Source organism: Mesorhizobium sp. RCAM 05099 (assembly GCF_059683685.1).
On the sequence record NZ_CM185035.1, the window covers coordinates 987,569 to 1,013,368 of the forward strand.

General features: G+C 64.8%; 26 protein-coding genes. 19 read left to right on the top strand and 7 right to left on the bottom strand.

All coding sequences use genetic code 11. The annotated features are described in order from the left end of the window. The first annotated feature begins 24 nt into the window (after nucleotides 1–24). The 5 genes from obgE (at nucleotide 25) to AC56QQ_RS04830 (ending at nucleotide 5,836) form a co-directional block, all read left to right on the top strand. Entirely contained in the window at nucleotides 25–1,056 is a 1,032-nt protein-coding gene (gene obgE / locus AC56QQ_RS04810) for a GTPase ObgE (RefSeq protein ID WP_256754418.1), read from the top strand. Nucleotides 1,057–1,059: 3 nt separating this feature from the next. Then, a complete protein-coding gene (proB, locus tag AC56QQ_RS04815) occupies nucleotides 1,060–2,235 on the top strand; it encodes a glutamate 5-kinase (RefSeq protein WP_497125772.1) in 1,176 nt (391 codons plus the stop codon). 3 nt (nucleotides 2,236–2,238) lie between these two features. Then, nucleotides 2,239–3,525 carry a glutamate-5-semialdehyde dehydrogenase gene (locus AC56QQ_RS04820; protein ID WP_497125773.1) on the top strand — a complete coding sequence of 429 codons (1,287 nt, stop codon included), beginning with the start codon at nucleotides 2,239–2,241 and terminating at the stop codon, nucleotides 3,523–3,525. Between the two features lie 330 nt (nucleotides 3,526–3,855). Continuing rightward, nucleotides 3,856–4,443 (top strand): nicotinate-nucleotide adenylyltransferase, encoded by a 588-nt coding sequence (locus tag AC56QQ_RS04825; protein WP_497128885.1) that lies wholly within the window; start codon nucleotides 3,856–3,858, stop codon nucleotides 4,441–4,443. A gap of 103 nt (nucleotides 4,444–4,546) precedes the next feature. Beyond that, nucleotides 4,547–5,836 carry an MFS transporter gene (locus AC56QQ_RS04830; protein ID WP_497125774.1) on the top strand — a complete coding sequence of 430 codons (1,290 nt, stop codon included), beginning with the start codon at nucleotides 4,547–4,549 and terminating at the stop codon, nucleotides 5,834–5,836. Here the strand turns inward: AC56QQ_RS04830 and AC56QQ_RS04835 are convergent, their stop codons facing one another. Beyond that, a complete protein-coding gene (locus AC56QQ_RS04835) occupies nucleotides 5,837–6,688 on the bottom strand; it encodes a mechanosensitive ion channel family protein (protein ID WP_497125775.1) in 852 nt (283 codons plus the stop codon). A 241-nt stretch (nucleotides 6,689–6,929) separates the two neighbouring features. On the opposite strand from AC56QQ_RS04835, the gene rsfS reads away from it, so the two are divergent. From rsfS to AC56QQ_RS04885, 10 genes are all read left to right on the top strand, one after another. Then, complete coding sequence (gene rsfS, locus AC56QQ_RS04840; protein WP_091578959.1) at nucleotides 6,930–7,307, top strand: ribosome silencing factor; 378 nt, start codon at nucleotides 6,930–6,932, stop codon at nucleotides 7,305–7,307. Nucleotides 7,308–7,392: 85 nt separating this feature from the next. After that, on the top strand, nucleotides 7,393–7,875 hold the full coding sequence (gene rlmH / locus AC56QQ_RS04845; protein ID WP_489858293.1) for a 23S rRNA (pseudouridine(1915)-N(3))-methyltransferase RlmH: 483 nt from the start codon (nucleotides 7,393–7,395) through the stop codon (nucleotides 7,873–7,875). Between the two features lie 125 nt (nucleotides 7,876–8,000). Then, nucleotides 8,001–9,338: a murein hydrolase activator EnvC family protein gene (locus AC56QQ_RS04850; RefSeq protein WP_497125776.1), complete on the top strand. Its 1,338-nt coding sequence runs from the start codon at nucleotides 8,001–8,003 to the stop codon at nucleotides 9,336–9,338. Continuing rightward, nucleotides 9,339–10,670, top strand: coding sequence for a S41 family peptidase (locus AC56QQ_RS04855; RefSeq protein ID WP_167365099.1), 1,332 nt, complete (start codon nucleotides 9,339–9,341; stop codon nucleotides 10,668–10,670). A 273-nt stretch (nucleotides 10,671–10,943) separates the two neighbouring features. Next, complete coding sequence (locus AC56QQ_RS04860; RefSeq protein WP_489858291.1) at nucleotides 10,944–12,125, top strand: divergent polysaccharide deacetylase family protein; 1,182 nt, start codon at nucleotides 10,944–10,946, stop codon at nucleotides 12,123–12,125. Between the two features lie 38 nt (nucleotides 12,126–12,163). Beyond that, the gene (locus tag AC56QQ_RS04865; protein WP_497125777.1) at nucleotides 12,164–12,685 is read left to right on the top strand and encodes an RNA pyrophosphohydrolase; all 522 of its coding nucleotides are present in this window, start codon (nucleotides 12,164–12,166) and stop codon (nucleotides 12,683–12,685) included. Between the two features lie 188 nt (nucleotides 12,686–12,873). Further along, the gene (alr, locus tag AC56QQ_RS04870) at nucleotides 12,874–14,013 is read left to right on the top strand and encodes an alanine racemase (protein ID WP_497125778.1); all 1,140 of its coding nucleotides are present in this window, start codon (nucleotides 12,874–12,876) and stop codon (nucleotides 14,011–14,013) included. Nucleotides 14,014–14,287: 274 nt separating this feature from the next. After that, a complete protein-coding gene (rnk, locus tag AC56QQ_RS04875; protein WP_497125779.1) occupies nucleotides 14,288–14,710 on the top strand; it encodes a nucleoside diphosphate kinase regulator in 423 nt (140 codons plus the stop codon). 14 nt (nucleotides 14,711–14,724) lie between these two features. Then, on the top strand, nucleotides 14,725–15,267 hold the full coding sequence (locus AC56QQ_RS04880; RefSeq protein WP_497125780.1) for a GreA/GreB family elongation factor: 543 nt from the start codon (nucleotides 14,725–14,727) through the stop codon (nucleotides 15,265–15,267). A gap of 121 nt (nucleotides 15,268–15,388) precedes the next feature. Then, nucleotides 15,389–16,645 carry a D-amino acid dehydrogenase gene (locus AC56QQ_RS04885; protein ID WP_497125781.1) on the top strand — a complete coding sequence of 419 codons (1,257 nt, stop codon included), beginning with the start codon at nucleotides 15,389–15,391 and terminating at the stop codon, nucleotides 16,643–16,645. A 13-nt stretch (nucleotides 16,646–16,658) separates the two neighbouring features. Here the strand turns inward: AC56QQ_RS04885 and AC56QQ_RS04890 are convergent, their stop codons facing one another. The 3 genes from AC56QQ_RS04890 to AC56QQ_RS04900 form a co-directional block, all read right to left on the bottom strand. Beyond that, complete coding sequence (locus AC56QQ_RS04890; protein WP_497125782.1) at nucleotides 16,659–18,821, bottom strand: phospholipase D-like domain-containing protein; 2,163 nt, start codon at nucleotides 18,819–18,821, stop codon at nucleotides 16,659–16,661. Further along, on the bottom strand, nucleotides 18,818–19,261 hold the full coding sequence (locus tag AC56QQ_RS04895) for a phospholipase A2 family protein (RefSeq protein ID WP_489858285.1): 444 nt from the start codon (nucleotides 19,259–19,261) through the stop codon (nucleotides 18,818–18,820). The genes AC56QQ_RS04890 and AC56QQ_RS04895 overlap by 4 nt, the downstream gene beginning before the upstream one ends. A 121-nt stretch (nucleotides 19,262–19,382) precedes the next feature. Next, entirely contained in the window at nucleotides 19,383–20,264 is an 882-nt protein-coding gene (locus AC56QQ_RS04900) for a LysR family transcriptional regulator (RefSeq protein WP_497125783.1), read from the bottom strand. A gap of 195 nt (nucleotides 20,265–20,459) precedes the next feature. Here AC56QQ_RS04900 and AC56QQ_RS04905 point away from each other — a divergent pair, with 195 nt between their 5' ends. Then, entirely contained in the window at nucleotides 20,460–21,956 is a 1,497-nt protein-coding gene (locus AC56QQ_RS04905; protein ID WP_489858283.1) for a CoA-acylating methylmalonate-semialdehyde dehydrogenase, read from the top strand. A gap of 65 nt (nucleotides 21,957–22,021) precedes the next feature. On the opposite strand, the gene AC56QQ_RS04910 is transcribed toward AC56QQ_RS04905, so the two are convergent. Both AC56QQ_RS04910 and AC56QQ_RS04915 read right to left on the bottom strand, forming a co-directional pair. After that, entirely contained in the window at nucleotides 22,022–22,822 is an 801-nt protein-coding gene (locus AC56QQ_RS04910; RefSeq protein WP_497125784.1) for an SDR family oxidoreductase, read from the bottom strand. Continuing rightward, complete coding sequence (locus AC56QQ_RS04915; protein WP_497125785.1) at nucleotides 22,819–23,148, bottom strand: nuclear transport factor 2 family protein; 330 nt, start codon at nucleotides 23,146–23,148, stop codon at nucleotides 22,819–22,821. The genes AC56QQ_RS04910 and AC56QQ_RS04915 overlap by 4 nt, the downstream gene beginning before the upstream one ends. A 138-nt stretch (nucleotides 23,149–23,286) precedes the next feature. On the opposite strand from AC56QQ_RS04915, the gene AC56QQ_RS04920 reads away from it, so the two are divergent. Both AC56QQ_RS04920 and AC56QQ_RS04925 read left to right on the top strand, forming a co-directional pair. Next, nucleotides 23,287–23,610 (top strand): winged helix-turn-helix transcriptional regulator, encoded by a 324-nt coding sequence (locus tag AC56QQ_RS04920; RefSeq protein ID WP_489863552.1) that lies wholly within the window; start codon nucleotides 23,287–23,289, stop codon nucleotides 23,608–23,610. Nucleotides 23,611–23,805: 195 nt separating this feature from the next. Beyond that, nucleotides 23,806–24,117 (top strand): hypothetical protein, encoded by a 312-nt coding sequence (locus AC56QQ_RS04925; protein ID WP_497125786.1) that lies wholly within the window; start codon nucleotides 23,806–23,808, stop codon nucleotides 24,115–24,117. Nucleotides 24,118–24,126: 9 nt separating this feature from the next. Here the strand turns inward: AC56QQ_RS04925 and AC56QQ_RS04930 are convergent, their stop codons facing one another. Further along, nucleotides 24,127–24,777 carry a GntR family transcriptional regulator gene (locus AC56QQ_RS04930; RefSeq protein WP_167365090.1) on the bottom strand — a complete coding sequence of 217 codons (651 nt, stop codon included), beginning with the start codon at nucleotides 24,775–24,777 and terminating at the stop codon, nucleotides 24,127–24,129. 111 nt (nucleotides 24,778–24,888) lie between these two features. Here AC56QQ_RS04930 and AC56QQ_RS04935 point away from each other — a divergent pair, with 111 nt between their 5' ends. Next, entirely contained in the window at nucleotides 24,889–25,782 is an 894-nt protein-coding gene (locus AC56QQ_RS04935; protein ID WP_497125787.1) for a dihydrodipicolinate synthase family protein, read from the top strand. Nucleotides 25,783–25,800: the final 18 nt, after the last annotated feature.

Here is a 25,800-nt window from a genome sequence, read left to right on the forward strand (position 1 = left end):
GGCCAATAAAGAAACTGCAATCCGATGAAATTTCTCGATCAAGCCAAGGTCTATGTCCGCTCCGGTGACGGGGGCGCCGGTTCGGTGTCGTTCCGGCGCGAGAAGTTCATCGAATTCGGCGGGCCCGATGGTGGCGACGGCGGCCGCGGCGGCGATGTCTGGCTGGAGGCGGTCGACGGGCTGAACACGCTGATCGACTATCGCTACCAGCAGCATTTCAAGGCCAAGACCGGCGTCCATGGCATGGGCCGCAACATGACTGGCGCCAAGGGCGCCGACGTCACGCTGAAAGTGCCGGCTGGAACCCAGGTCTTCGAGGAAGACAACGAGACGCTGATCTGCGATCTGACCGTGGTCGGCCAGCGCTTTCTGCTCGCCAAGGGCGGCAATGGCGGCTTCGGCAACCAGCATTTCAAGACCTCGACCAACCAGGCGCCGCGCCGCGCCAATCCCGGCCTGCCGGGGGTAGAGCTCAACATCTGGCTGCGGCTGAAGCTGATCGCCGATGCCGGGCTAGTCGGGCTGCCCAATGCCGGCAAGTCGACTTTCCTGGCCGCCGTCACCGCGGCCAAGCCGAAGATCGCCGACTATCCGTTCACGACGCTGCATCCCGGTCTTGGCGTCGCCCGCATCGACGGGCGCGAATTCGTCATCGCCGACATTCCGGGCCTCATCGAAGGCGCGCATCAGGGCGTCGGCATCGGCGACCGCTTCCTCGGCCATGTCGAGCGCACGCGCGTGCTGCTGCATCTGGTTTCGGCGCAGGAGGAAAACCTGGGCAAGGCCTACAAGACCGTGCGCGCCGAGCTCGATGCCTATGGCAATGGCCTGACCGACAAGGTCGAGATCGTGGCGCTCAGCCAGGTCGACACGCTCGACGCCGATGCGCGCAAGAAGAAGGTCGCCTCGCTGAAGCGCGCCGCGGGCCGGGCGCCGATGCTGTTGTCCGCCGTCACCGGCGAAGGTGTCGAAGCCGTGTTGCGGGCGCTGATGGCGGTGATTGCCGAGGCGCGCGCGGAAGCTGCTCCCGTGGTCGAGACGCGCTGGGAAAAGTAGGCCATGCAGTCACTGAAGAAATACCGGCGCATCACCGTCAAGATCGGCTCGGCGCTGCTCGTCGATCGCATGACGGGCCTGAAGCGTGACTGGCTGGCCTCGCTCGCCGACGATATTGCGGTGCTCGCCCAGGGCGGCGCCGAGATCCTCGTCGTGTCGTCCGGCGCCATCGCGCTCGGCCGCACCATTCTCGGCCTTGGCAAGCGCGCCCTGAAACTCGAGGAGAGCCAGGCAGCAGCCGCCGTCGGGCAGATCGCGCTGGCCGGCGCCTGGTCGGAGGCGCTCGGCAAGGGCAGCCTGAAATCGGGCCAGATCCTGCTGACCCTTGGCGACACCGAGGAACGCCGCCGCTACCTCAACGCGCGGGCGACGATCTCGACGCTGCTCAAGATGAAGGCGGTGCCGGTCATCAACGAGAACGACACCGTGGCGACCTCTGAAATCCGCTATGGCGACAATGACCGACTGGCCGCGCGCGTGGCGACGATGATGGGCGCCGACCTGTTGGTGCTGCTTTCCGACATTGACGGGCTCTACACCGCGCCGCCGGCGCGCGACCCGCAGGCCAAATTCATTCCCGTCGTCGATCGCATCACGCCGGACATCGAGGCGATGGCGGGAGCTGCCGCTTCCGAGCTGTCGCGCGGCGGCATGCGGACCAAACTCGATGCGGGCAAGATCGCCACCGCCGCCGGCACGGCGATGATCATCACGTCGGGCACAAGGCTGTCGCCGCTGATGGCGATCGAGCGCGGCGAACGCGCCACCTTCTTCCGGCCGAGCGCCAATCCGGTCAAGGGCTACAAGACCTGGATCGCCGGCCAGCTCGAACCGGCCGGCCGGCTCACGGTCGATGCCGGCGCCATCGGCGCGCTGCTGTCGGGCAAGTCGCTGCTGCCGGCCGGCGTCAAACTGGTCAGTGGCAATTTCTCGCGTGGCGACACGGTAGCGATCCTGTCGCCCGAAGGCCGTGAGATCGCGCGCGGGCTGGTTGCCTATGATGCCGCCGATGCCGTAAGGATCGCTGGTCTGAAAACGGCCGAGATCGAAACCGTGCTCGGTTACGAAGCGCGTTCGGCGATGATCCACCGCGACGACCTCGTGGTGAGCCATGCCGCTGACCAAGCACGGGCTGCCGACCAGGTACGGATCGGTGACCAAGTATCGAGCGGAGGGTGAGCCATGCTGAAGCTGCATGAAAAATCCCGGGACGACACCGTGGCGCTGATGGCCGATATCGGCCGCCGGGCCCGCGCCGCCGCCCGACCGCTGGCCATCGCCACGACCTCCGCAAAGAACGCCGCGCTCGCCGCCATGGCCGAGACGATCCTGCGTCGTGAACGAGACATCCTCGACGCCAACGCCATCGATGTCTCGAATGGCGAGGAATCAGGGCTTTCCGCTTCGTTCATGGACCGGCTGAAGCTCAACCCGGCGCGCATCCGCGCCATGGCTGAAGGTATCCGTGAGATTGCGGCATTGCGCGACCCGGTCGGCGACATCATCGCTGAATGGGACCGGCCGAATGGCCTCCATATCGAGCGCGTGCGCACGCCGCTCGGCGTCGTCGGTGTCATCTATGAGAGCCGGCCGAACGTGACGGCGGATGCCGGCGCGCTCTGCCTCAAAGCCGGCAATCCGGTGATCCTGCGCGGTGGTTCGGATTCGCTCAACTCGTCAGCCGCCATCCATGCCTGCCTGGTCGAGGGGCTGAGGGCCGCCGGACTGCCGGAAGACGCCATCCAGCTGGTGCCGACCACCGACCGCGCCGCTGTCGGCGAGATGCTGAAGGGCCTCGGCGGCGCGCTCGACGTCATTATTCCGCGCGGCGGAAAAAGCCTTGTAGGGCGGGTGCAGAACGAGGCGCGCGTGCCGGTCTTCGCCCATCTCGAAGGCATCTGCCATCTCTACATCGACCGTTCCGCCAGGCTCGACATGGCAGTTGAGATCGCCGTCAACGCCAAGATGCGGCGCACCGGCGTGTGCGGTGCCGCCGAGACGCTGCTGGTCGACCGTGCTGTCGCGTCCACCCATCTGGTGCCGATCCTCGACGCTTTGCGCGCGGCCGGCTGCGAAATCCATGCCGATGCCGAAGTGCTGAAGCTGTTCTTCGATGCCAAGCCGGCGACCGACGCCGACTGGGTGACCGAATATCTCGACGCCGTCATCGCGGTGAAGCTGGTCGACGGTATCGGTGGTGCGATCGAGCACATCGAGAATTTCTCCTCGCATCACACCGAGGCTATCGTCGCCGAGGACGCGCAGGCGGTGGAGCGGTTTTTCAACGAGATCGATTCGGCGATCCTGCTGCACAATGCCTCGACGCAGTTCGCCGATGGCGGCGAGTTCGGCATGGGCGCCGAGATCGGCATCGCCACCGGCAAGATGCATGCGCGCGGGCCGGTCGGCGTCGAGCAGTTGACCTCCTTCAAATATCGCGTGCGCGGGTCGGGACAGGTGAGGCCTTGACGTCTTTCGCCCAAGGGGCCTGAAGTTTGCGCCCAGGCATCCCCCTCTGTCCTGCCGTGGGCGGCCCTTCGCTGTTGCTCCGGGCGTTCGTCGTTCGGAAAGCCAAGCCATTGGCTTTCCGTCCGCTGTGCGGACCACGCCTCACCCCCGTCAAGGGGGCAGATTGGCTGGCATTTCTGGTTTCGCCAATCCTCAACGCGGCAGGATTTACGCCTTCGCGGAAACTGCTGATCTCCCCCCTTGCGGGGGAGATGTCCGGCAGGACAAAGGGGGGTGCCTAGCGCCATGCTATCCCCTTCTCCATCGGCCACCTCCTCTGCCTATCTGAAAATGCCGCACGCCGAAAAAGGCCTGGCCGTCGGCCTGTTCGGCGGTTCGTTCAATCCGCCGCATGCCGGCCATGCGCTGGTCGCCGAAATCGCGCTGCGGCGGCTGGCGCTCGACCAGTTGTGGTGGATGGTGACGCCCGGCAATCCGCTGAAGAGCACGCGGGAACTGGCGCCACTGGCCGAGCGGCTGCAATTGTCCGAGCGGATCGCCAAGAACCCCAAGGTCAAGGTCACCGCCTTCGAGGCGGCCCATCATGTCCGCTACACCGCCGATGCGCTGGCGCTGGTCAAGGCGCGTAATCCCGGCGTCGATTTCGTCTGGATCATGGGCGCCGACAGCTTGCGCGACTTCCATCGCTGGCAGCGCTGGCGCGAGATCGTCATGACCTTCCCGATCGCGGTCATCGACCGCCCGGGCGCGACGCTGTCGTTCCTGTCCTCGGTGGTCGCCAAGACCTTCGACTATGCCCGCATCGACGAGGGGGACGCGCCTCGCCTCGCCCGCATGAAGGCGCCGGCCTGGACCTTCATCCATGGGCCGCGCTCGTCGCTGTCGTCGAGCGCGATCCGCAAGCTGGCGAAAGGCTGAGTATCCTGGCCCGTCGGAAACGGCGAAAGGGAGATTTCCACCCGTCCGGCCATGTCGCTTTTATCGCTCCCTTTGCCTGTTGCATGGGCAATCCTGAGCAGACATGCCGATTCTCGAAAAAAACCGCACCGACGCCGCGCAGGGCGAAGAGCCGCCGCTGATCGCGATCGCCAGCGTCATCGTGTCGATGGCGCTGATCGCTGTCGGCAATGGGCTGATGTTTGCCTATATCCCGGTCCGCCTCGGCGTCGAAGGCTTCGATCCGACATGGGCCGGGCTGATCATCACCGGCCTTTCAGCCGGTGGTCTCGCCGGCTGTATCCTGACCGGACCGCTGGTGCGAAGGGTTGGCCATGCGCGCGCGTTCATGGTGCTGTCGGCGCTGATCGCACTGGCCAATGCCGCCGTCGGCGCCGGTCCACACCCGATCGTGTGGATTGCCGCCCGCGCGCTTTACGGCTTTGCCATCTGCGGCCTGTTCATCGTTGCCCAAAGCTGGCTGAACGATGCCGTTGCCAACGCCATACGCGGCAGGGTGATGGCTTTCTTCTACGTTGCCTATGTCGCCGGGCTTGGCGTCGGGTACGCGACGCTGGCGCTGGTCGATATCAGGACGGCGGATGCGCCCTTGATCGGCATCGTGTTCACCGCTTTGTCGATCCTCCCCGTCGGGATGACGCGGCTGGCCCAGCCGCCGGCGCCGCAAGCGGCCTCGGTGGCGCTCGGCCGGGCCTGGCGGATTTCGCCGGTCGGCGTTGCCGGCATGCTGGCGGTCGGTGGCCTGTCGATGTCGATTGCCGGCTTTGCGCCGATCCACGCCACGGCCAAGGGCTACAGCCAGGCCGATGTGGCGCTGCTGCTTTCGGCAATGCCGGTCGGCACGCTGATCCTGCAGATACCGCTTGGCTGGATTTCCGACCGTACCGACCGCCGCTATGTGCTGGTCGCGGCATCCGCGCTTGCCGCCGCGGCGGGCATGTTCGCGCTCGGTTTCGACGGTGGCGCGCTGGCGGCGCTGGTGGTGATCTACATCATCTGGGACGGCGCGTCGGAATCGATCTATTCGCTGGCCAGCGCGCATGCCGCCGACCGCGCCGGCAAGGACGACATGGTGGCGCTGTCCAGCTCGCTGTTGTTTGCATGGTCGCTTTCAGGCTTCATCGTGCCGGGCATCGTGACGGCGCTGTCGGCGGTCTTCGGCACGCAGGCTTTCATCTATGTGGCGATCGTCATCGCCTGCGCCTTCTGCCTGTTCGTGCTGTTGCGCGTGTTCACGACGCTGCCGGTTCCCGCCACGGAGACCGGCAGCTTCGCGCCGATGACGGCGCAGGCGCCGCTGCCGGTGGAACTCGCCTTTGCGCCGGACGAACAGGACCGCCACAGAAGTAGCTGATTATTGCCGGCGGGCTTCCGGCGCCGGTGCCTCCGGTGGCGGCAGGGGGATCGAAATGCCTTCGCTGTCGAATTCCTGCTTGGCGCGCTTGGTGAGATCGGTCTGGGTGGCGAAGAAATCCGCCGACGGCGTCCAGTAGCGCAGCGTAATCGACACCGTGCTTTCGCCAAGGGTCGCCACGAAGGCGATCGGCGCCGGATCGCGCTTGACCCGGCGCTCGGCAGCGGCAATGGCGAGCAGTGTCTTCTGGGCGCGGTCGATGTCGTTCCAGGAGCCGATGCTGAGCGTGATGTCGCTGCGGCGCACGCCGTTGCGGGTGAAATTGCGTACCGGCTGGTTCCACAGGGTCGAATTGGGCGCGAGAACATAGATGCCGTCGGCGGTCCGCAGCTTCGTCGCGAACAGCCCGATCTCCTCGATCGTGCCGGCAATCGACCCGACCTCGACCGATTCGCCGATGCGGAATGGCCGCAGCGCCAGAAGCATGATGCCGGCGGCGATGTTCTGCAGCGTGCCCTGCAACGCCAGGCCGATGGCGAGGCCAATGGCGCCGATCGCGGCGATGATCGACGCGGTCTGCACCCCGAACTGGCCGAGCACCATGATCGTGACGAGGATCAGGATGGCATAGCGGACGATCTTGGAGAAGAAATGCCGCAGCGTCGCGTCGAAGCCGTGGATATGGCCGAGGCCAGCGAATATGGAACGCTCGGCAAGGCCAGCGATGATGTAGCCGACAATCAGCAGGATGACGGCGCCGATGGCCGAGAAGGAATAGGAAACGATCAGCGTGCTTAGCTGGGCGAGGCCGGCCTGGACGGTGAGGAAGGCATTTTGCGGGTCGATTGGCATGGCGGGATTCCGGTTTGTCGGTCAGCCGATAACCCTTGCAGGACGCCTGGGTTCCGATCTTTTGCGTGTCGCGTGGAACAATCGGGCCCGCAATGAGTTCGCCCGCAATTAGGGCTCCGTCTTGAAACTGCAACGGAACTCTGCCTATCTAAGCGGTGTCACCTGCTTTAGGGGTGATTTGGTTGTTCTTGCTGCGAAAGGAAATACACTGAGAACAGCACTGCGGAAGAAGGCCTATATCGTGCCTTCGCCGGCCGGGATCAGCGTAAACGACGCCGTGTCCCGCGCCATCAAGACAGTCCTTGCCAGTCTGGAAGACTCCAAGGCCGAAAACATCGTCTCAATCGACATCCAGGGGAAATCGAGCCTCGGCGACTACATGGTCGTCGCCTCGGGCCGATCGCACCGTCATGTCTCGGCTGTCGCCGATCACCTGCTCAAGGCGCTCAAGGATGCCGGTCTCGGCACGGCGCGCGTCGAGGGGTTGGCCGGCGCCGACTGGGTCCTGATCGATTCGGGCGACATCATCGTCCATGTCTTCCGCCCCGAAGTCCGCGAATTCTACAATCTCGAAAAGATGTGGCAGGCGCCGGATCTCGAGGAAGAAACCCTCCACTAAGCCGCCTTTGTTTTGATGCATGCCATTGCCCCAAAACCGGTTTCCACCCTTGGGTGACATGCATTAGCGGCTTGTAGGGGCGAGGATGAAGATATCAGTTCATGCCGTGGGCCGAATGAAAGCCGGCCCCGAGAAGCAGCTCGCCGACCGCTATTTCGAGCGCTTCGCCAAAAGCGGCCCGGCGGTGGGGCTCGAATTTGCCGGCGTGGCCGAGATCGCCGAGGGGCGCGCGCAAACCGCCAATGAGCGGCGGCGCGAGGAAGGCCAGAGGCTGCAGACGCAGTTGCAGCCTGGCATGGCGCTGATCCTGCTCGACGAACGCGGCAAGAGCTTTTCCTCCGAAGAATTCGCCGGACGCATCGGACTGCTGCGCGATGGCGGCCGCAAGGCGCTGGTCATCGCCATTGGCGGCGCCGATGGCCACGATCAGTCACTGCGCGACCAGGCCGATCTGGTGGTCTCGTTCGGCGCACTGACCTGGCCACACCAGCTGGTGCGCGTGATGCTCGGCGAGCAGCTCTACAGGGTCGCCACGATCCTGTCCGGCCATCCCTATCACCGTTCATAAATCGGGGAATTGGCGCGACCTGCCCGGATTTCCGCCCCATTGCCGCGCAAGATTGCGCCAACAAGCGAGCCCTCCAAACATGGTTGATGGTTCGTTAACGAAGCCGCAGATAGAGTCGACACCGAATGTCTGAAGGCTGGAAATCGAGAACGGGCTCATGGCGCGCGCGCTGCGGCATCGCGGCGGCGGCGCTTGTCCTGTCGTTCCATGCTGCGCGGGCCGAGAACACGCTCGACATGGCTCCCGATCCGGACCAGAGCCGGGCCGAATACGAACGGGTTTCGAAAGAGATCACGCTGTCGTCGGAGCGGCTGGCCAAGCTCTCCGCCGACATCGCGACGATCAAGAAGGACCACGCCTCGATCACCGCCGCGCTGATCCAGTCGGCAATGACCGAGCAGAAGCTTGGCCAGGACATCGAGGATATCGGCGCCAGGCTGGAAGGACTGAAGAGCCAGGAACAGAAGATCCGCGCCTCGCTGGTGGCGCGACGCGACGTCCTGGCCGAGGTGCTGGGCGCGCTGCAGCGCATGGGGCTCAACCCGCCGCCGGCGATCCTGGTCAAGCCGGAGGACGCGCTGTCGTCGGTGCGCAGCGCCATCCTGCTCGGCGCCGTGGTGCCGGAGCTGCGCCAGCAGACGGATATCCTGCTGGCCGATCTCAAGGAGCAGTCGCGGGTAACGGCCTCGATCGAGGCCGAACGAGCGCGGCTGACGGCGGCGGTCGGCGACCAGGCGGCGGAAAAGAAGCGGCTGGGCATGCTGCTGGAAGCCAAGCAGAAGCTCGAAGCCGACACGCAAACGGAAATGGCGGCTGAAAAGCAGCGATCCGAGGCGCTCGCCGCCGGGGCCGGCAGCCTGAAGGAGCTGATCGCCTCGCTCGAAGCGCAGGCCGACAAGACCCGCAAGGCGGCGGATGCGGCCAAGGCGGCCGAGCAGAAGACCGCGGACGCCGACAAGACATCGGCGCCGGCGGAGCTGGCATCTCTGCCTGTTCCGGAAAGCAATCAACTTGCCGCGGCGGCACCCTTTTCAGCACTTCAGGGACAGATCGCGCTGCCAGTGACCGGCCGCATCAAACGGCGATTCGGCAGCGATGACGGTAACGGCGCAGTGATGCTTGGCGACATGGTTGCGACACAATCGGGAGCCATCGTCACCGCACCGGCGGATGGAAATGTGCTTTATGCGGGGCCGTTTCGCTCTTATGGTCAACTCTTGATCCTGAACGCCGGCGACGGCTATCATGTCGTTTTGGCGGGGATGAGCAGAATCAGCGTCGCGACTGGCCAATCAGTGCTCGCAGGAGAGCCGGTCGGTGCGATGGGAGAAGCCCGGGTGGCGAGCACCTCGGTTTCGAAGAATGGAAATGCCACGCCGGAACTCTATGTCGAGTTCCGCAAGGATGGAAAACCCGTCGATCCGGCCCCATGGTGGGCGGACCGTTTTTCTGGAAGGACGTGAATAATGCGGAAATTGTCGCTTCTGTTTGCCGGTGCGCTGATGGGCGCGTCCGCCATGAGCCTTGTTTATGGCACGCCCGGCTCGGCGGCGAACGCTGCAGGGTCGGAGACCTACAAGCAACTGGCGATCTTCGGCGACATCTTCGAGCGCGTGCGGGCACAGTATGTGACACCGCCCGACGACAAGTCGCTGGTAGAGAACGCCATCAACGGCATGCTTGCCTCGCTTGACCCGCACTCCTCCTACATGAACGCCGAACAGGCGCAGGACATGCGCGTCCAGACCAAGGGCGAGTTTGGCGGCCTCGGCATCGAAGTCACCATGGAGAACGACCTGGTCAAGGTGATCACGCCGATCGACGATACGCCGGCCGCCAAGGCAGGCGTGCTCGCCGGCGACTATATCGCCAAGATCGATGGCGAAGAGGTTCGCGGCCTGACCCTCAATGACGCGGTCGAGAAGATGCGGGGCCTGGTCAACACGCCGATCAAGCTCACCATCCTGCGCCAGGGCGCCGACAAGCCGATCGAACTGACGGTCGTGCGCGACATCATCAAGGTCAAGGCGGTCAAGTTCCGGGTCGAGAACGATATCGGCTACATGAAGATCACCTCGTTCACCGAAAAGACCTATGACGACCTCGAGAACGCCATCGACACCATCAAGAAGCAGGTGCCGAACGACAAGCTCAAGGGCTATGTGCTCGACCTGCGCCTCAATCCGGGTGGTCTGCTCGACCAGGCGGTGAGCGTGTCCGATGCCTTCCTCAATCGTGGCGAGATCGTCTCGACGCGCGGCCGCGATCCGAAGGACGTCACCCGCTTCGACGCCAAGCCAAAGCAGGTTGACGACATCAACGGCAAGCCGATGATCGTTCTCGTCAATGGCGGCTCGGCCAGTGCGTCGGAAATCGTCGCCGGCGCGTTGCAGGATCTGCGCCGCGTCACGGTGGTCGGCACGCAGTCCTTTGGCAAGGGTTCGGTGCAGACCATCATCCCGCTCGGCGAGAATGGTGCGCTGCGGCTGACGACGGCGCTCTATTACACGCCGTCCGGCAAATCGATCCAGGGCAAGGGCATCACGCCCGACATCAAGGTCGACCAGCCGCTGCCGCCGGAACTGCAGGGCAGGGACCTGACGCGCGGCGAATCCGACCTCAAGGGCCATATCAAGGGCGCCGACGAGAGCTCGACCGGCTCGGGCTCGGCGGCCTATGTGCCGCCGGATCCGAAGGACGACCTGCAGCTCATCTATGCCGAGCAGCTGCTGCGCGGCCAGAAGACCGACCCGGCCTTCCCGCCCAATCCGGAAAAGGCCGTGCTCAACCAGTAACGGTCCAGAGCGGCGCACGCGCCGCTCTATCTTTTTGTTTGAGCATCGGATTTTCCCAAAACCTTTTGGATCCGAGGCTCCCGGGCCGGGGCAATCAGCTCTGGCCGCATGAACGAAGCGATGCGATGCTGCCGGGACCGGAAGGTCCCGGCAGTTTGATTCGGGGAACAGGGCGCCTGGTGGTACGGCGCCAGGGCGTGCCGACATTGATGAATGCGCACATGTCTTTTTCGAAAGGTTCCCTTTTCGGGATCATGCGCCCGGGGATATGGCTTGGCTGACATAGGCAAGGACATCGAACGCCCGCTCGGACAGACCGTCCGGTCGCCGCGCGCCGCCGGCAAGGTGAGCTCAGGCGCGGTCATGGCGTCCGTCGTCGTGCTCGCGGTGGTCGGCGTGTCCGGTGCGATCGCGCTCCGGGAAAAGCCGTTTCGAAAGCCGCAAGAGGTTGCCGTTTCGACACCGAAAGTGACCGCGGCCGCCGAACCCGCCGCAGCGCCGGCCGCGTTGGCCCCGGTCGCCGCGCCAAAGGCGGAGACGCCGACAAAGACGGGCGGGCCGCAGATCATTCATGTGCAGACGGAAGAGGGCGATGGCCCGCCCAAGGCGTCCATCGTCATCCACGATCCGTCGACCATCGGCCAGAATCTGAAGATCGCACATATTCCAGACAAGGCGCTGATCGAAGCCAGCGACAGCGGGCCGTTGCCCGTGCGCGCCGCCGATGGCCGGCGGCCGTTCGACGTCTATGCGCGGCCCTGGTCCGGCGCGCGCGGCGCACGCGTGGCGATCGTCATCGGCGGGCTCGCGGTTTCGCAGACCGGCACCCAGGCGGCCATCGCCAGGCTGCCGGCGGAGGTGACGCTGGCCTTCGCGCCGCAAGGCAACAGCATCGGCCGCTGGATGCAGGCGGCGCGGCAGAGCGGCCACGAGATCGTCATGCAGGTGCCGCTCGAACCGTTCGATTATCCGAACGTCAACCCGGGCCGCAACACGCTGACGGTGGCGGCAAGCGCGGACGAGAATCTGAAGAACCTGCACTGGGCGCTGTCGCGAACGACAAACTATACCGGCGTCATGAACTACATGGGCGCGCGCTTTTCCGCCGACCCGGCGGCGATGGAGCCGTTCATGGCCGAGCTCGGCAAACGCGGGCTCGCCTATATCGATGATGGTTCGTCGGCGCGCAGCCTCGCACCGGACCTGGCGCTGAAGGACGGCGTGCCCTTCGTCTCCGGCGACACGGCGATCGATGCCGTCCAGGATCGTGGCGCCATCCTGAAGAAACTCGACGGGCTGGAAGCCACCGCGCGTGCCAAAGGCTTTGCCGTCGGCATCGGCTCGGCCTTCGACCTGACGGTCGACACGGTGTCGTCCTGGGTGGTCGAAGCCAAGAAACGCGGCATCGAGATCGTGCCGATTTCGGCGGTGGCGATCGATCCGCAAAAAGGCTAGCCACGGCCCGGTCGCAAGACGGTTGGAAAGACTGACTGATGCCAAAGAAGAAAAAGATTGATCGCGAAACGTTGCCCTACCGTCCCTGTGTCGGGCTGATGATCCTCAATGCCGATGGCTTGGTCTGGGTCGGGCATCGCATTGCCGAACCGGACAGCGAGTTTGCCGGCACGACGCAGCTCTGGCAGATGCCGCAGGGCGGCATCGACAAGGGCGAGGAGCCGTTGCAGGCGGCGGAGCGCGAGCTCTATGAAGAGACCGGCATGCGCAGCGTCTCCCTGCTGGCCGAGGCGCCGGGCTGGATCAACTACGATTTGCCGGATGAGCTCGTCGGCGTTGCCTACAAGGGGCGGTATCGCGGCCAGACGCAGAAATGGTTCGCCTTCCGCTTCCACGGCGATGTCCGCGAGATCCAGATCAATCCACCGCCGGGCAACCACACCGCCGAATTCGACAAATGGTCATGGCGGCCGATGCGCGATCTTCCCGACCTGATCGTGCCGTTCAAGCGTCATGTCTATGAAGAGGTGGTGGCGGCGTTCCGGCATCTGGTGCGATAGCCGGACGATCGGCGGTTGAAACGGCCGCAGTTGCCGCGCTGACCCGACGGTCCTATTGATGTCTATCCGCCGCTAAAGCGCGCCACGCCGATACGGATTCACACGTCGCGCTTTAATCTCTGTTTGCATGCATGTCGTTGTCCCAAAACCAAAGCCACTTTTGGGCGACATGCATTAGAAGGGTCGCCATGAACGACGCCCCCAACAAGTCGCCGTCCGAGGACGTCACCGCCACAAGCAAAGCGGCGGCTGGGGCCGTCCTCACCATCGACCTTGGCGCGATCCGTGAAAACTACCGGCGGCTGAAAGCGCTGCTGGGCGGCGTGCGCTGCGCCGGCGTGGTCAAGGCCGACGGGTACGGGCTTGGGGCGAGCCAGGTGGCGGCGGCGCTGCTGCGCGAAGGTTGCGAGATCTTCTTCGTCGCGCTTCTGGGCGAGGGTATCGCCTTGCGCCGTTCGCTAGGGCCGGGTCCTGCCATTTTCGTGTTGAACGGCGTTCCGCCCGGTGCCGAGCCGGATGCCGCGGCGGCCGACCTTTCCGCCGTCGTCAACAGTCTCGCGCAACTGGCCGCCTGGCGCGAGACCGCCAGCCGTGCCGGCCGGAAGCTGCCGGCGGCAATCCAGGTCGACAGCGGCATGTCGCGGCTTGGCATGCCGCCACGGGATGTCGAGCGCATCGCTCTCGATCCGCGCGCCTTTGACGGCATCGACATCCGCTTCGTGATGAGCCATCTGGCCTGCGCCGACGAGCCGGAGCATCCGGCCAATGAGCGGCAGCGACTGGCGTTCGAGCGGCTGCGCACGATGCTGCCGTCGGCGCCGGCCTCGCTCACCAATTCGTCCGGCATCTTTCTTGGGCAGCGCTTTCACTACGATCTCGCCCGGCCTGGCGCGGCGCTCTACGGCATCAATCCGACGCCGGCCAGGCCGAACCCGATGCTGCCGGTGGTGCGGCTGGAGGCCAAGGTCGTCCAGACACGGATGCTGGAGGCCGGCGTTGGTGTCGGCTATGGCCACACGTACAAGACAACGGCGCCTCTCGCCGCTGCGACAATCTCGCTTGGCTATGCCGATGGCTGGCATCGACGCGCGGCGTCCGCGGCCTGGTTCGAAGGCGTGCGGTTGCCCTTCCTCGGGCGGGTGTCGATGGATTCGATCATTCTCGACATATCCGCCTTGCCGTCCGGCAAGCTGCGCGATGGCGACCTCGTCGAGCTGCTCGGCTCCTCGCAAAGCGTCGATGACGCGGCCGGCCATGCCGGTACCATCGGCTATGAAATCCTGACCAGCCTCGGCCCGCGCTTTCATCGGGACTATGTCGGCGGTTGAGCGCTTTGGCCGCGCTTGACAAGCGGACGCCTGTCGGCAAGGTTCGGGGCATGAGCAACCTCGCCCATATCAGAACCTTGTTCAGGGTCTGCCCGATCGCGGGATCGTAGCCCCGGCACGGTCGCCTTTTGGCGTCCGTCCGAACCGGGGCATCTCTACCTGACATCACCATCCTCAAGCCAGACGGCCTCGCGGCTGTCGGCTTTTTATCAAGCCGCCATCGGAAGGGCGGCAAGCGCGCATCTGTTCGATGCGCCAATTCACGAGGTTTGCCATGCAACATGCAACAGGACTACCCGCACAGAGCCAGCTGCTGGTCAGCGATGCCGACCACGACAGGCTGACGGGCCCGGCGAGGGCGTATCTCGATCGCGCGCCCGAGACGGCCGAAGATCTGCTTTCGGAAATGGATCGGGCCGTCGTCACGGACGCCGCGGCCATGCCGGCCGACGTCGTGCGAATGGGCTCCACGGTGACAATCAGCGGCGAAGGCGGAAACACGCAGCGCATCACGCTGGTCTATCCGGGTGAGGCCGACATTGCCGAAAGCAGGATCTCGGTGCTGACGCCGATGGGGACGGCGCTCATCGGTGCGACCGTCGGACAGGTGGTGTGCTGGAGCAGCCGTGGCGGCCGGGAACTGTCGGTGACCGTCGAATCTGTCGACGTGCCCGCCTCCGGCCAGCAGCGGTCATGAGCGTGGAGGGGGCTATGACAAGCACGAATTGCCGTCTGACGAGGAAGGACTTCGCCGTCCTCGAAGTCATGCTGGAGCGCCGGCGGGCATTCGCGGATCCGATTGTGCACATGCTCGAGCAGAAACTTTCAACCGCCGATGTCGTCCCTACCGATTCAGTCGGATCCGATATCGTTACGCTGAACAGCAGAGTGGTGTTTTGTATAGATGCCGGACCTGCCGAGACGCGAACCCTGGTGCAAAATGAGGTTCGCGGACCGGTCGGCTCCAGCCTGTCGGTCGCAACGCGGCGCGGGCTCTGCATGCTCGGCATGGCTGTGGGCCAGATTATATCGATCGGACATCCCGACGGCAGGCGGGAGTCGATCCTTATCAAGGCCGTGCTTTACCAGCCGGAGGCCGCGCGGCGGGCAGTCCAGGAGAAATCCCGCGCCGAGATGAGGCGACCGCATGGGCTCAGCCTCGTCTATAGCGCCGCGGCCGACAGGCGGCCTCTTGGCGAGAGAGCCGGAATGCGGCAGACAGAGGACGACGACCCCGGTCCCTCGGCGGCGTGAATGGGCAACGGCGCATGGTCTCGAAAATCGGCATCGATTTTCGCAAGGGATCATGCGCAAATCGAAAATGCGGCCGCGTCCATTGGCGTCCTGAAGGACGTGGCGCGGCAAGGAGTGAATGATGAAAATCATGGTGCTGGGCAGTGGCGTGATCGGGGTGACCACGGCGTATTATCTCGCCGAGGCCGGCCACGAGGTGACGGTGATCGACCGCCAGAAAGGCCCGGCGCTGGAAACCAGCTTCGCCAATGCCGGCGAGATTTCGCCCGGCTATGCCTCGCCCTGGGCCGGGCCGGGCATTCCGCTGAAGGCGATCAAATGGCTGCTGATGAAGCATGGCCCGCTGGTGGTGCGGCCGGCATTCGACCCGCATATGTGGACTTGGCTGATCAAGATGCTGCGCAACTGCACGGCCGAGCGCTATGCGATCAACAAGTCGCGCATGGTGCCGCTGGCCGAGTACAGCCGCGACACTCTGAAGGCGCTGCGCGAAGCGACCGGCATCGCCTATGACGAGCGCACCCAGGGCACGCTGCAGCTGTTCCGCACGCAAAAGCAGCTCGATGGCACCGCCGGCGATGTCGAGGTGCTGAAGAAATATGGCGTGCCCTACGAGATCCTCGACCAGGACGGCTGCATCGGGGCGGAGCCGGCGCTGGCCGGGGTGCGCGAGAAAATCGTCGGCGGTCTCAGGCTGCCGGGCGACGAGACCGGCGACTGCAAGATGTTCACCGACAGGCTGACCGAGCTTTGCGTGGCGCGTGGCGTCAAGTTCGAATACGACGTGACCATCTGGCGCGTCATCCGCAGCCGTAACCGCATCGCCAATCTCTCTACCAGCAAGGGCTGGAAAGCCGCAGACGCCTATGTGATGGCGTTGGGCAGTTACTCGGCGGCGTTCATGCGCCGGGTGAAGCGGCCGATCCCGGTCTATCCGGTAAAAGGCTATTCGATCACCGTGCCGATCCAGGACGCCGCCGCGGCACCGGTGTCGACGGTGATGGACGAGACCTACAAGGTGGCGATCACCCGGCTCGGCGACCGCATCCGCGTCGGCGGCACGGCAGAGATTTCCGGCTTCGACCTCAGGCTGCACGAATCGCGGCGGCGCACGCTGGAATACTCGGTCGGCGATCTCTTTCCGGGCGCCGGCGCCATGCGGGAGGCGACGTTCTGGTGCGGGCTGCGGCCAATGACGCCCGACGGCCCGCCGCTGATCGGCCGCACCGAGCTTTCCAACCTCTATCTCAACACTGGCCATGGCACGCTCGGCTGGACCATGGCCTGCGGCTCAGGCAAGGTTTTGGCCGACATCATCTCCAGCCGGGTACCGGACATCGATGTCCGCGCCCTGGCGCAGGAGCGTTATCTGCGCTAGCGGGCGCGAGAGGTCAGAACGCCTGCTTGACCCAGTCCTCGTCGAACAGCAGGCGATAGGCCCACGGTATCGTCACCTTGGTGGCGACCGGGTTTGAGTGGGCGAGATAGTCGTCATAGATCGGCTTCATCCTGGCGTAGAAGGCCGGGTCCAGGACCATCATGCCGTTCTCCGAGTCGTGGAAGAAGCTGCGGTTGTTGAGATTGACCGACGAGATGGCGACCAGCCGTTCGTCGATCATCATGATCTTGGAATGCAGCACGACATCGGGCGCCTTGAACTCGCGGATGTTGATGCGGTCGCCATATTCCTCGACGAACAGCTTGTTGAGCGCGGTGAGGAATTTGCCGCCGATATCGCCCTTGAGATCGATGCGGCCGATAATGTCGATCCTGACGCCACGGGCCAGGGCCCGGTCGAAGGCGAGGCCAAGTTTCGGCGTCAGGTTGAGGTAGGGATTGACGATCTGGATATGATGCTGAGCGGCGTCGACCAGTTCGACGAAGTAATCCTCCAGCGCATGGCCATCCTCGTAGGGCACGGAAATGAAGTGCCGCGCCGTGCCCGGCGGGCGGCGGCCATCGGAACGGACCGGAATGGAGAAGGGGCGCGCGATGTTGGTGTCGGCGTCGCGCAACCACAATGTCGAGAGATGCGCCGCGAGCGTCTCGACCGTGGCCGGGTCGGCGAACTCGATGTCGAAGTCGCTCCAGTTCGAATAGTAGTTCAGCGAAAACCCGTCGGTCTTGCCGTAGTGCTGCAGGTCCGGATAGCGCGACAGATCGACCGGCTGGTGGAACAGGAAGCCGTCATGGATGTTGCGGCCGCCGATGATGACGCGCGAGCGGCCAGGGTCCCGCGCCAGCGTGGCCAGCATCTTGACATGGTGGGTCTTGTGCAATTGCGACAGCTGCTCGTCGATCGGCGCGCCCTGGTCCGCCCGCCAGCGATATTCCTGCAACTCGACATTGGGGAATTCGGCCGCCAGCCGGTGCAACAGGGCATCGTCCTTGTCGCGCTCCAGCACGTCGGTGACCATGATGCGCACCTTGGTGCCAAGGGCGGCATGGTGGCGGATCAGCCGTTCCATGATGCGGCCGGAAAAGTCCGCCTTGAACTCCAGCGACGACAGATAGATCAGCTTGAGCCTTGGTGCCTTCGAGAAGTCGAGAGGCAGGCCCGGATCGCCCTTGTCGATGGCGCTGTCGGACAGCGGGGCGCCCATCAGGGCCTCGACCTTGGCATTGAAGCCGTCACGCGACTTGCGCAGCAGGCGCGGCTTGCCGATCGGCAAGGCGCAGGTCTGCGACAGCCAGCGGCTGGCATAGAAGGCACGGCCAAGAGGGTCGAGACCTGCGGCGTCGGGCGTCGGGCAGCGTTGGTAGCGACTGTCGAAGCCGGCGAGCACCGGGTCGGCGACCTCTTCGCGCAGGATGGTGAGCGGGGCGCTGGTCGGGCCTAGGTTGGAGCGGACGCCGAGGCTGCAGCGGTTCAGGGTCTCGCTCGGGAACAGGCTGACCGTGTCGTCCTCGCCTGACAAGCGAAAGCGGAATGCCGTGCCCATGGCGATGGTATGTGAACCGCCGCCGGCGCGGATTGCCAACGCGCCGTCGCATGTGCCTTCGATGTCGGCCGGCTGTGTGCCAGCCTGGCGCAGCACGATCTCGACGCTGCGCGCCTGCAGCCCTGAAAACTCGAAAATCTTTGGCGCCGAAGGCCGCGCCGCTGCGTCGATGTAGAGGGTCTGCCGCGACACCCGCCAGCGCCCGTCGAAATGGCCCCCGCCGCTGTCGCTGCCGGCCGGCGGCAGATGCATTTCGGCAACCGGTCCGGCCAGTTGCCGCAGCGTCCGGTAGGTCGCCTGGAAGTTGCCGTCGCGGATGTCATGATAATCGTGACCGAAAGGACCGGTGCCATTGGCGCGATCCATGGCACCAATCTGGTTGTGGGCGAGCAGCGCCAGGAACCGCTTCTCGTAGTCGCTGGCGCCGGCGACCCCGAAGAATTGCGCGGCGGCGACCCGCGGCCCGGATGTGCCAGCCGACAGCGAAGGACGCGCGCAGGCTTGTTGGCCTTGCAGGACGTCGCAGGCATCGCGGCCAGCGCTGGTGCAGCCGGCAAGCACCGTGAGCGCCAGGCCAGACAGGACGAGGGCGATGGATGCTCGGCCGTTCACCCAGTCGCTCCGGCCTTCAGGGCGTTCAATTGCGCCGGGTCGCGCGGCGGCATGAAGCCTTGCGGGAAGACCTTGCAGACGGGAATGGCAAAGGTGGCGATCAGGAGATCCGCCTCGCCGCGCATTTTGCGCGGCGCCGTCTTGTCGTCGCGGATCGCTTTCGCCGAGGCGACAAGGGTGCCGTCGCAGTCGCAATGGTTGTGACGGGCGATGTAGCAGGCGTCATGGGTCCGGCAAGCCGCATCAAGGCGGTCGACCGGCCGGGCCGACAGATCGCCGGTGCGGGTGCCGGGGCCGCAATAATTACCGATGACGAGAGGCGAGGGCCGGGCCATCGCAGCACGGATCGGCTTGGGCAGTTCGGCTTCCGGCACCTTCGTCCACGGATTGGCGCAAGCCGAGAAGAAGAGCAGCGGCAGGATGGCAAGATCGGCTCGCATGTCTATCCGGCAGCTTTCTGAATGTCCCCACCCCATGGCGCGAAATTCCACCGGGCGACCGGCAGAATTGCGCGCCCGGTGTCACAGTCATCGATTTTGTGGCGAGGAAAAGGCGGTATGTCTAAACGAACAAGTTTCGCTCGCGCTCGACCGCCTTGGTAATGAAGCTGGCGACGATCTGGACGCGGCGCAGCGGCCTGACCGATTCGTGGTAGACCAGCCAGTAGGCACGGCGGATGGGCGCCACGACGTCGACGGACAGCAGTTCCGGCATCGAGCGGGCGATGAAGGTGTGCAGGATGCCGATGCCGGCGCCTGAGCGCACCGCTTCGGCCTGGCCGAGCGCCGAGGAGATGGCAAAGCTGGTGCGCCAGGCGGCGCTGAACTCGGCGGCATAGTCGAGCGAGGGGCTGACGATGAGGTCCGGCACATAGCCGATGAGGGTATGCTGGCCAAGCTCGGCGGCTGTCTTGGGCAAGCCGTGCACTTGCGCATAGGCGCGCGAGGCAAACAGTCCGAGCGAGTAGTCGACCAGCTTTCCCGCCACCAGCCGGCCCTCGGTCGGCCGCTCGACCGTGATGGCGATGTCGGCCTCGCGGCGCGACAAGGAGAAGGAGCGCGGCACCGGCACGAGTTGGATCGTCAGTTCGCGGTGCAGCGCGGTCAGCGCGCCGAGACGCTTGGCCAGGAAGGCGACGCCAAACCCGTCCGGGGCACCGATGCGCACCGTGCCGGAGACATCGTCGCCTTCGCCCGCGATGGTTGAGCGTGCGGCGATCATGTCGCCTTCCATGCGCTCGGCAATGTCGAGGAAGCGCTCGCCGGCGGGCGTCAGTTCACTGCCGGTGGTCAGCCGGCGAAACAGCTTGGTCCTCAGCGCATCCTCGAGCGCGGCGATGCGGCGCGAGACGGTGGCGTGGTTGAGCTCCAGCCGCCTGGCGGCGCCAAGGATCTGGCCGGCGCGCGCCACCGCGAGGAAAATGCGGACGTCATCCCAGTTCATGGGGGTAGTCCCGGGGGAGTGAAGGAACTCAATCTCTCAATCCGTGCTGCAGAATTTACACCCCATCATTTGCGAGAATTGATGCTCCTCCGTCAACTGCTATCTATTTTCCGCACAACGGTTGCGTTCTGGCTCGCGTTGCCATTGGCCCCGCAAAGGCGGACAATGCGCCATCACAAACAAGGGAGAGAAATCATGATCGAATACGGTCATTTCATCGGCGGCAAGCATGTCGCCGGCACCAGCGGCCGCAAGCAGGATGTCATGCAGCCGATGGACGGCTCGGTGCGTGGCACGGTGGCGCTGGCTTCGCAAGCGGAACTGCGCGCGGCGGTCGAGAACGCCAAGGCGGCACAGCCCAAATGGGCGGCCACCAACCCGCAGCGCCGCGTGCGCGTGCTGATGAAGTTCCTCGAACTGGTCGCCCGCGACTATGACGAACTGGCCGATATACTGGCCCGCGAGCACGGCAAGACCATCGCCGACGCCAAGGGCGACATCCAGCGCGGCCTCGAAGTGGTCGAGGTCTGCATTGGCGCCCCGCACATGATGAAGGGTGAATTCACCGACGGCGCCGGCCCCGGCATCGACGTCTATTCGATGCGCCAGCCGCTCGGCGTTGTCGCCGGCATCACGCCGTTCAACTTCCCGGCGATGATCCCGTTGTGGAAGATCGCGCCGGCCATCGCCTGCGGCAATGCCTTCATCCTGAAGCCGTCGGAGCGTGACCCGGGCGTGCCGATGCGCATCGCCGAACTGTTCCTCGAGGCCGGCCTGCCTGCCGGCATCCTCAACGTCGTCAACGGCGACAAGGACGTCGTCGACGCGATCCTCGACGATCCCGACATCAAGGCCATCGGCTTCGTCGGCTCGACGCCGATCGCGCATTACATCTATTCGCGCGGCACCGCCGCCGGCAAGCGCGTGCAGTGCTTCGGCGGCGCCAAGAACCACATGATCATCATGCCCGACGCCGACATGGACCAGACCGTCGACGCGCTGATCGGCGCTGGCTACGGCTCGGCCGGCGAGCGCTGCATGGCGATCTCGGTGGCCGTCCCGGTCGGCAACGACACCGCCAACCGGCTGATGGAAAAGCTGATCCCGCGCGTCGAGAGCCTGAAGGTCGGCCCGTCGACCGATTCGTCCGCCGATTTCGGCCCGCTGGTGACGGCGCAGGCGCTTGAACGGGTCAAGGGCTATGTCGACACCGGCGTCAAGGAAGGCGCCAAGCTAGTCGTCGACGGCCGCGGCTTCTCCATGCAGGGCTACGAGGACGGCTACTACATGGGCGGCTGCCTGTTCGACAACGTGACATCAGACATGCGCATCTACAAGGAAGAGATCTTCGGACCAGTGCTCTCGGTGGTGCGGGCGCCGACCTATGAGAGCGCGATCAAGCTCGCCAACGACCACGAGATGGGCAATGGCGTCGCCATCTTCACCCGCGACGGTGACGCCGCGCGCGACTTCGCCTCACGGGTCCAGGTCGGCATGGTCGGCGTCAACGTGCCGATCCCGGTGCCGATCGCCTACTACACCTTCGGCGGCTGGAAGGCATCGTCCTTCGGCGACCTCAACCAGCACGGCCCGGACGCGTTCCGCTTCTACACCAAGACCAAGACGGTGACGTCGCGCTGGCCGTCCGGCATCAAGGATGGTGCCGAGTTCGTCATCCCGACGATGAACTGAGGTCTGAGATCTACTTTCACCGAATCGAGGGCGCGGCTTTGTCGCGCCCTTTCCTTTGCATGGCACTACACGGTCGGAATCGTGCCACCGTCGATGACGTATTCGGCGCCGTGGATCGATGCCGCCCGGTTCGAGACAAGGAAAGCCACCAGTTCGGCGACCTCGTGCGGCCATGCCGGCCGGCCGATCGGGATGCCGCCCAGCGCATCCATGATGCCCTGGCGGGCGGTTTCCTCGTCCGAACCGGAATGGGCAGCCAGCCGCTTCACCATCGCCTCCGACGCGGTGGTGTGGATCCAGCCCGGCGCCACTGAGTTGACCCGAATGCCTCTCGGACCGAGTTCCTTGGACAGCGCCTTGCTGTAGGTTGAAAGGGCTGCCTTCGCCGCCGCGTAGGCGATGGTGGATTCATGCAGCGGCAGGCGGCGCTGGATCGACGATATGTGGACGATCGCGCCTGAGCCTTGCTCGATCATATGCGGCACAAGCATGCGGTCGAGCCGCACCGCGGCGAGCAGGTTGAGGCTGATCTCGTCCTGCCAGGTCTGTTCCGTCAGTCCGGCAAACCCTCCACCGGGGCTCTTCGAACCGCCGACGCTGTGCACGATGATGTCGATGCCGCCAAGCTGGTTCATGACACTGGCGGCCACTGTCTCGGTGCCTGCCAAGGTACTTACGTCGGCCCGCACGAACAGCGTCCTCGATGATGCTTCGGTCGCGGAGCGAGCGGTGGTGACAACCATCGCACCCGCCGCCGAAAGCCTGTGCACGATGGCTTCGCCGGCGCCCTTGGTGCCACCAGTGACCAGAACGCGCTTGCCGGCAAATTCCTGATCGTCGACCGTGAATTTCTGCAGGAGGGTCATGCGCCGATCTCCAAATGCTTGATCCGATCATCGGCCAGCGTGAAGTTGTAGTGGAGCGTCGCCGGGCTGCCGGGGAAATTGCCCGAGACGATGCCGGCGATCCGCCATGCATCGCCATTGGGGGTCGCGTCGGCGACCTCGACCGTCACACGGTATTTGCGTGTCGTTGCCTCCATCCAGTCGCGGATGGCGCCTGACCCCTGATGGGTTTCGCCTTCGTCCCGGACCGTGGCGTCCGGCGAGAAGGGGATGAGCATGGCGTCGATGTCGTGCCTGTTTTTGGCTGCGAAATAGTCCGCCAGCGGCTGCGGAAGTTTTACGGTCATGGTCCATTCTCCTGTTCGCATTCCGGCCGGTAACGCGAGGTCCGCGGCCCTTGTTCGACCCCTAAAATGCGGTATGCTGAAAAAATGACAAGAACCGACGAAAAAGTAAGGTACTTACCAGAAGGTAAGGTTGAGGCACTGACGCCCTTGTCCGCGGCGAGCGGCGTGGAGAATGTGCTGCGCATCCTCGAGGGCCGCTGGAAGCTGGTGATCCTGTTTCATCTGTTCGGCGGCAAGGTGCTACGCTTCTCCGATCTTGAACGGTCGATCCCGGCGATCTCGCAGAAGATGCTGATCCAGCAGTTGAGGCAGATGGAGGGCGACGGCATCGTGCGCCGCATCGTGCACCATCAGGTGCCACCGAAGGTCGAATATTGCCTGACCGACTGGGGGCAGGCGCTATGCCCGGCCCTCGACGCCCTGCTGAAATGGGCGGCACTTCGCGAACCTGCCGAAACCTGACGCGGATCGTCGCCTTGCGGCACGCCGCAAGGGCCGAAATGAATCCAGGGAATGCGATAGAAATTCCCAGACGACAGACCGGAAACCAGAAGGAGTGACGTGATGAAGACGTCGGATCCGGCCTGGAACGCTCCGGCATATTGAGGCTGCCCATGTGCCTCCCTTGCCGGACCGTGAAGGCGAAGGAGGTGCCCAATGGCACACACATTTTCGTTTCGATGGATCAGGATAGCCGCGGTCGGCGCCGCGCTGGCGCTGCCGACGCTGCCCGCGCAGGCGCAATTCGTCTGCGGCGGCCACGGTGATCTTGTCGCGGGACTGGCGCAGACCTTTCAACAAAGGCAGATCGGCTACGGTGTGGTCGGGCCAACTGCGATTGTCGAAGTCTATGTCTCGGCAAGTGGGACATGGTCGATGCTGGTAACCGACGTGCAGGGCCGGAGCTGCATCTTCGCGACCGGTGACGGATGGGAAAATACCGTCACCGCAACCACACAAGGAATCTGAACCGCCCGATCAGCGTGTTGCAGCCACCTCGGCATGGCCGCGCAGCAGCGCCATCAGGCGCTTGGCATCCTTGGCGGCCGCCTCTTCGTCGCCGTCGAGGATCGAGCGGATCAACGCGACGTGGTGTTCGGCGGATTCGGCAAGGCCGGTGTCGGCTTTGTAGCGGAACCAGAAGCGGCGGCTGTGGGTCTGCAGAGGGGCGGCCAGCCGGGCGGCGAACGGGTTGTCGGCGGCGAGCGCCAGCGCCTCGTCGAGCGCCTTGTCGGCCTGGATGAAGGCAAGGACGTTGCCCGAGATCACCGCCTTCTGCATGGCAAGGGCGGCTTCATGAAACAGATCGGCGGCTTCGCGGGTGACGAAGCGGGCGGCCGAACGGGCCAGGACCACCTCGACGCCGCGGCGCGCGTCGAGCACGCGCAGCCAGTCGCCGGGATGGAGCGGCGCAATCGCGATGCCGGCGCGCGGCCGCACGTCAAGCAGACCTTCCCAGGCTAGCCGCTGGATCGCCTCGCGCACCGGCGTGCGGCCAAGCGCCAGCCTCTCGATCAGGGTGCCCTCGGTGACAAAGCTCGCCGGGGCCAGCTCCAGCGTGACGATCATGTGCTCCAGCACACGGTAGGCTTTGGCCGCTGCCGGCTCGGATGCGATGCTTGCTTCCATGGATATCAAACGCGCTCTATTGATATATTTTAGATATATCACAGGAGAATCCGCATTGACAGGCGGTTTCTTAACAGATATACGGCTGATATATCAGATGGAGCAATGACCATGTGGGCCGGAGTTTTCCCCGCCGTTACGACGAAATTCACCGCGGACGACCGCCTCGACCATGCCGAGATGGAGCGCTGCTTTGGCCTGCAGATGGAGGCCGGCTGCGACGGCATCATCGTCTGCGGATCGCTTGGCGAGGGGCCAATGCTTTCCCATGACGAGAAGATCGAGGTTCTGAAGACCGCGCAGAAGGTCGCCGGCAAGAAGCCGGTGCTGCTGACGGTCAACGAGGCCGGCACGCGTGAAGCCGCCAGCATCGCCCGGCGCGCCGCCAAAGAGGGCGCCAACGGCCTGATGGTGGTGCCGAGCCCGATCTACCACACCAATGCGGAAGAGACGGTGGCAGCGCTGCGCGCCGTCGCCGAGGCCGGCGACCTGCCGGTCATGATCTACTCCAACCGGCTCGCCTACCGCGTCGACGTCACCGTCGACCAGATGGAGGAGTTGGCATCGGACAAGCGCTTCGTCGCCATCAAGGAATCGTCCGACGACATCCGCCGCTCGACCGAGATCATCAATCGCCTCGGCACTCGCTACGATCTGTTCACCGGCGTCGACAATCTCGCCTTCGAGGCTTTGTCAGTCGGCGCCATCGGCTGGGTGGCCGGGCTGGTCACCGCCTTCCCGCGCGAGCCCGTCGCCATCTACCAGCTGATGCAGCAGGGCCGCCGCGAGGAGGCTCTCGCCATCTACCGCTGGTTCCGGCCCCTGCTCGATCTCGACGTCTCGACCTATCTGGTGCAGAACATCAAGCTTGCCGAAGTGTTCGCCATTCAAACCAACGATCGCGTGCGCATGCCGCGCCTGCCGCTGTCGGGCGAGCGCCGCAAGGCAGTCGAAAAGATCATCAAGGACGCGCTCGCGGTGCGGCCGACGCTGCCGAAGTTTTGAGAGTCCTGGCGTTCGCAT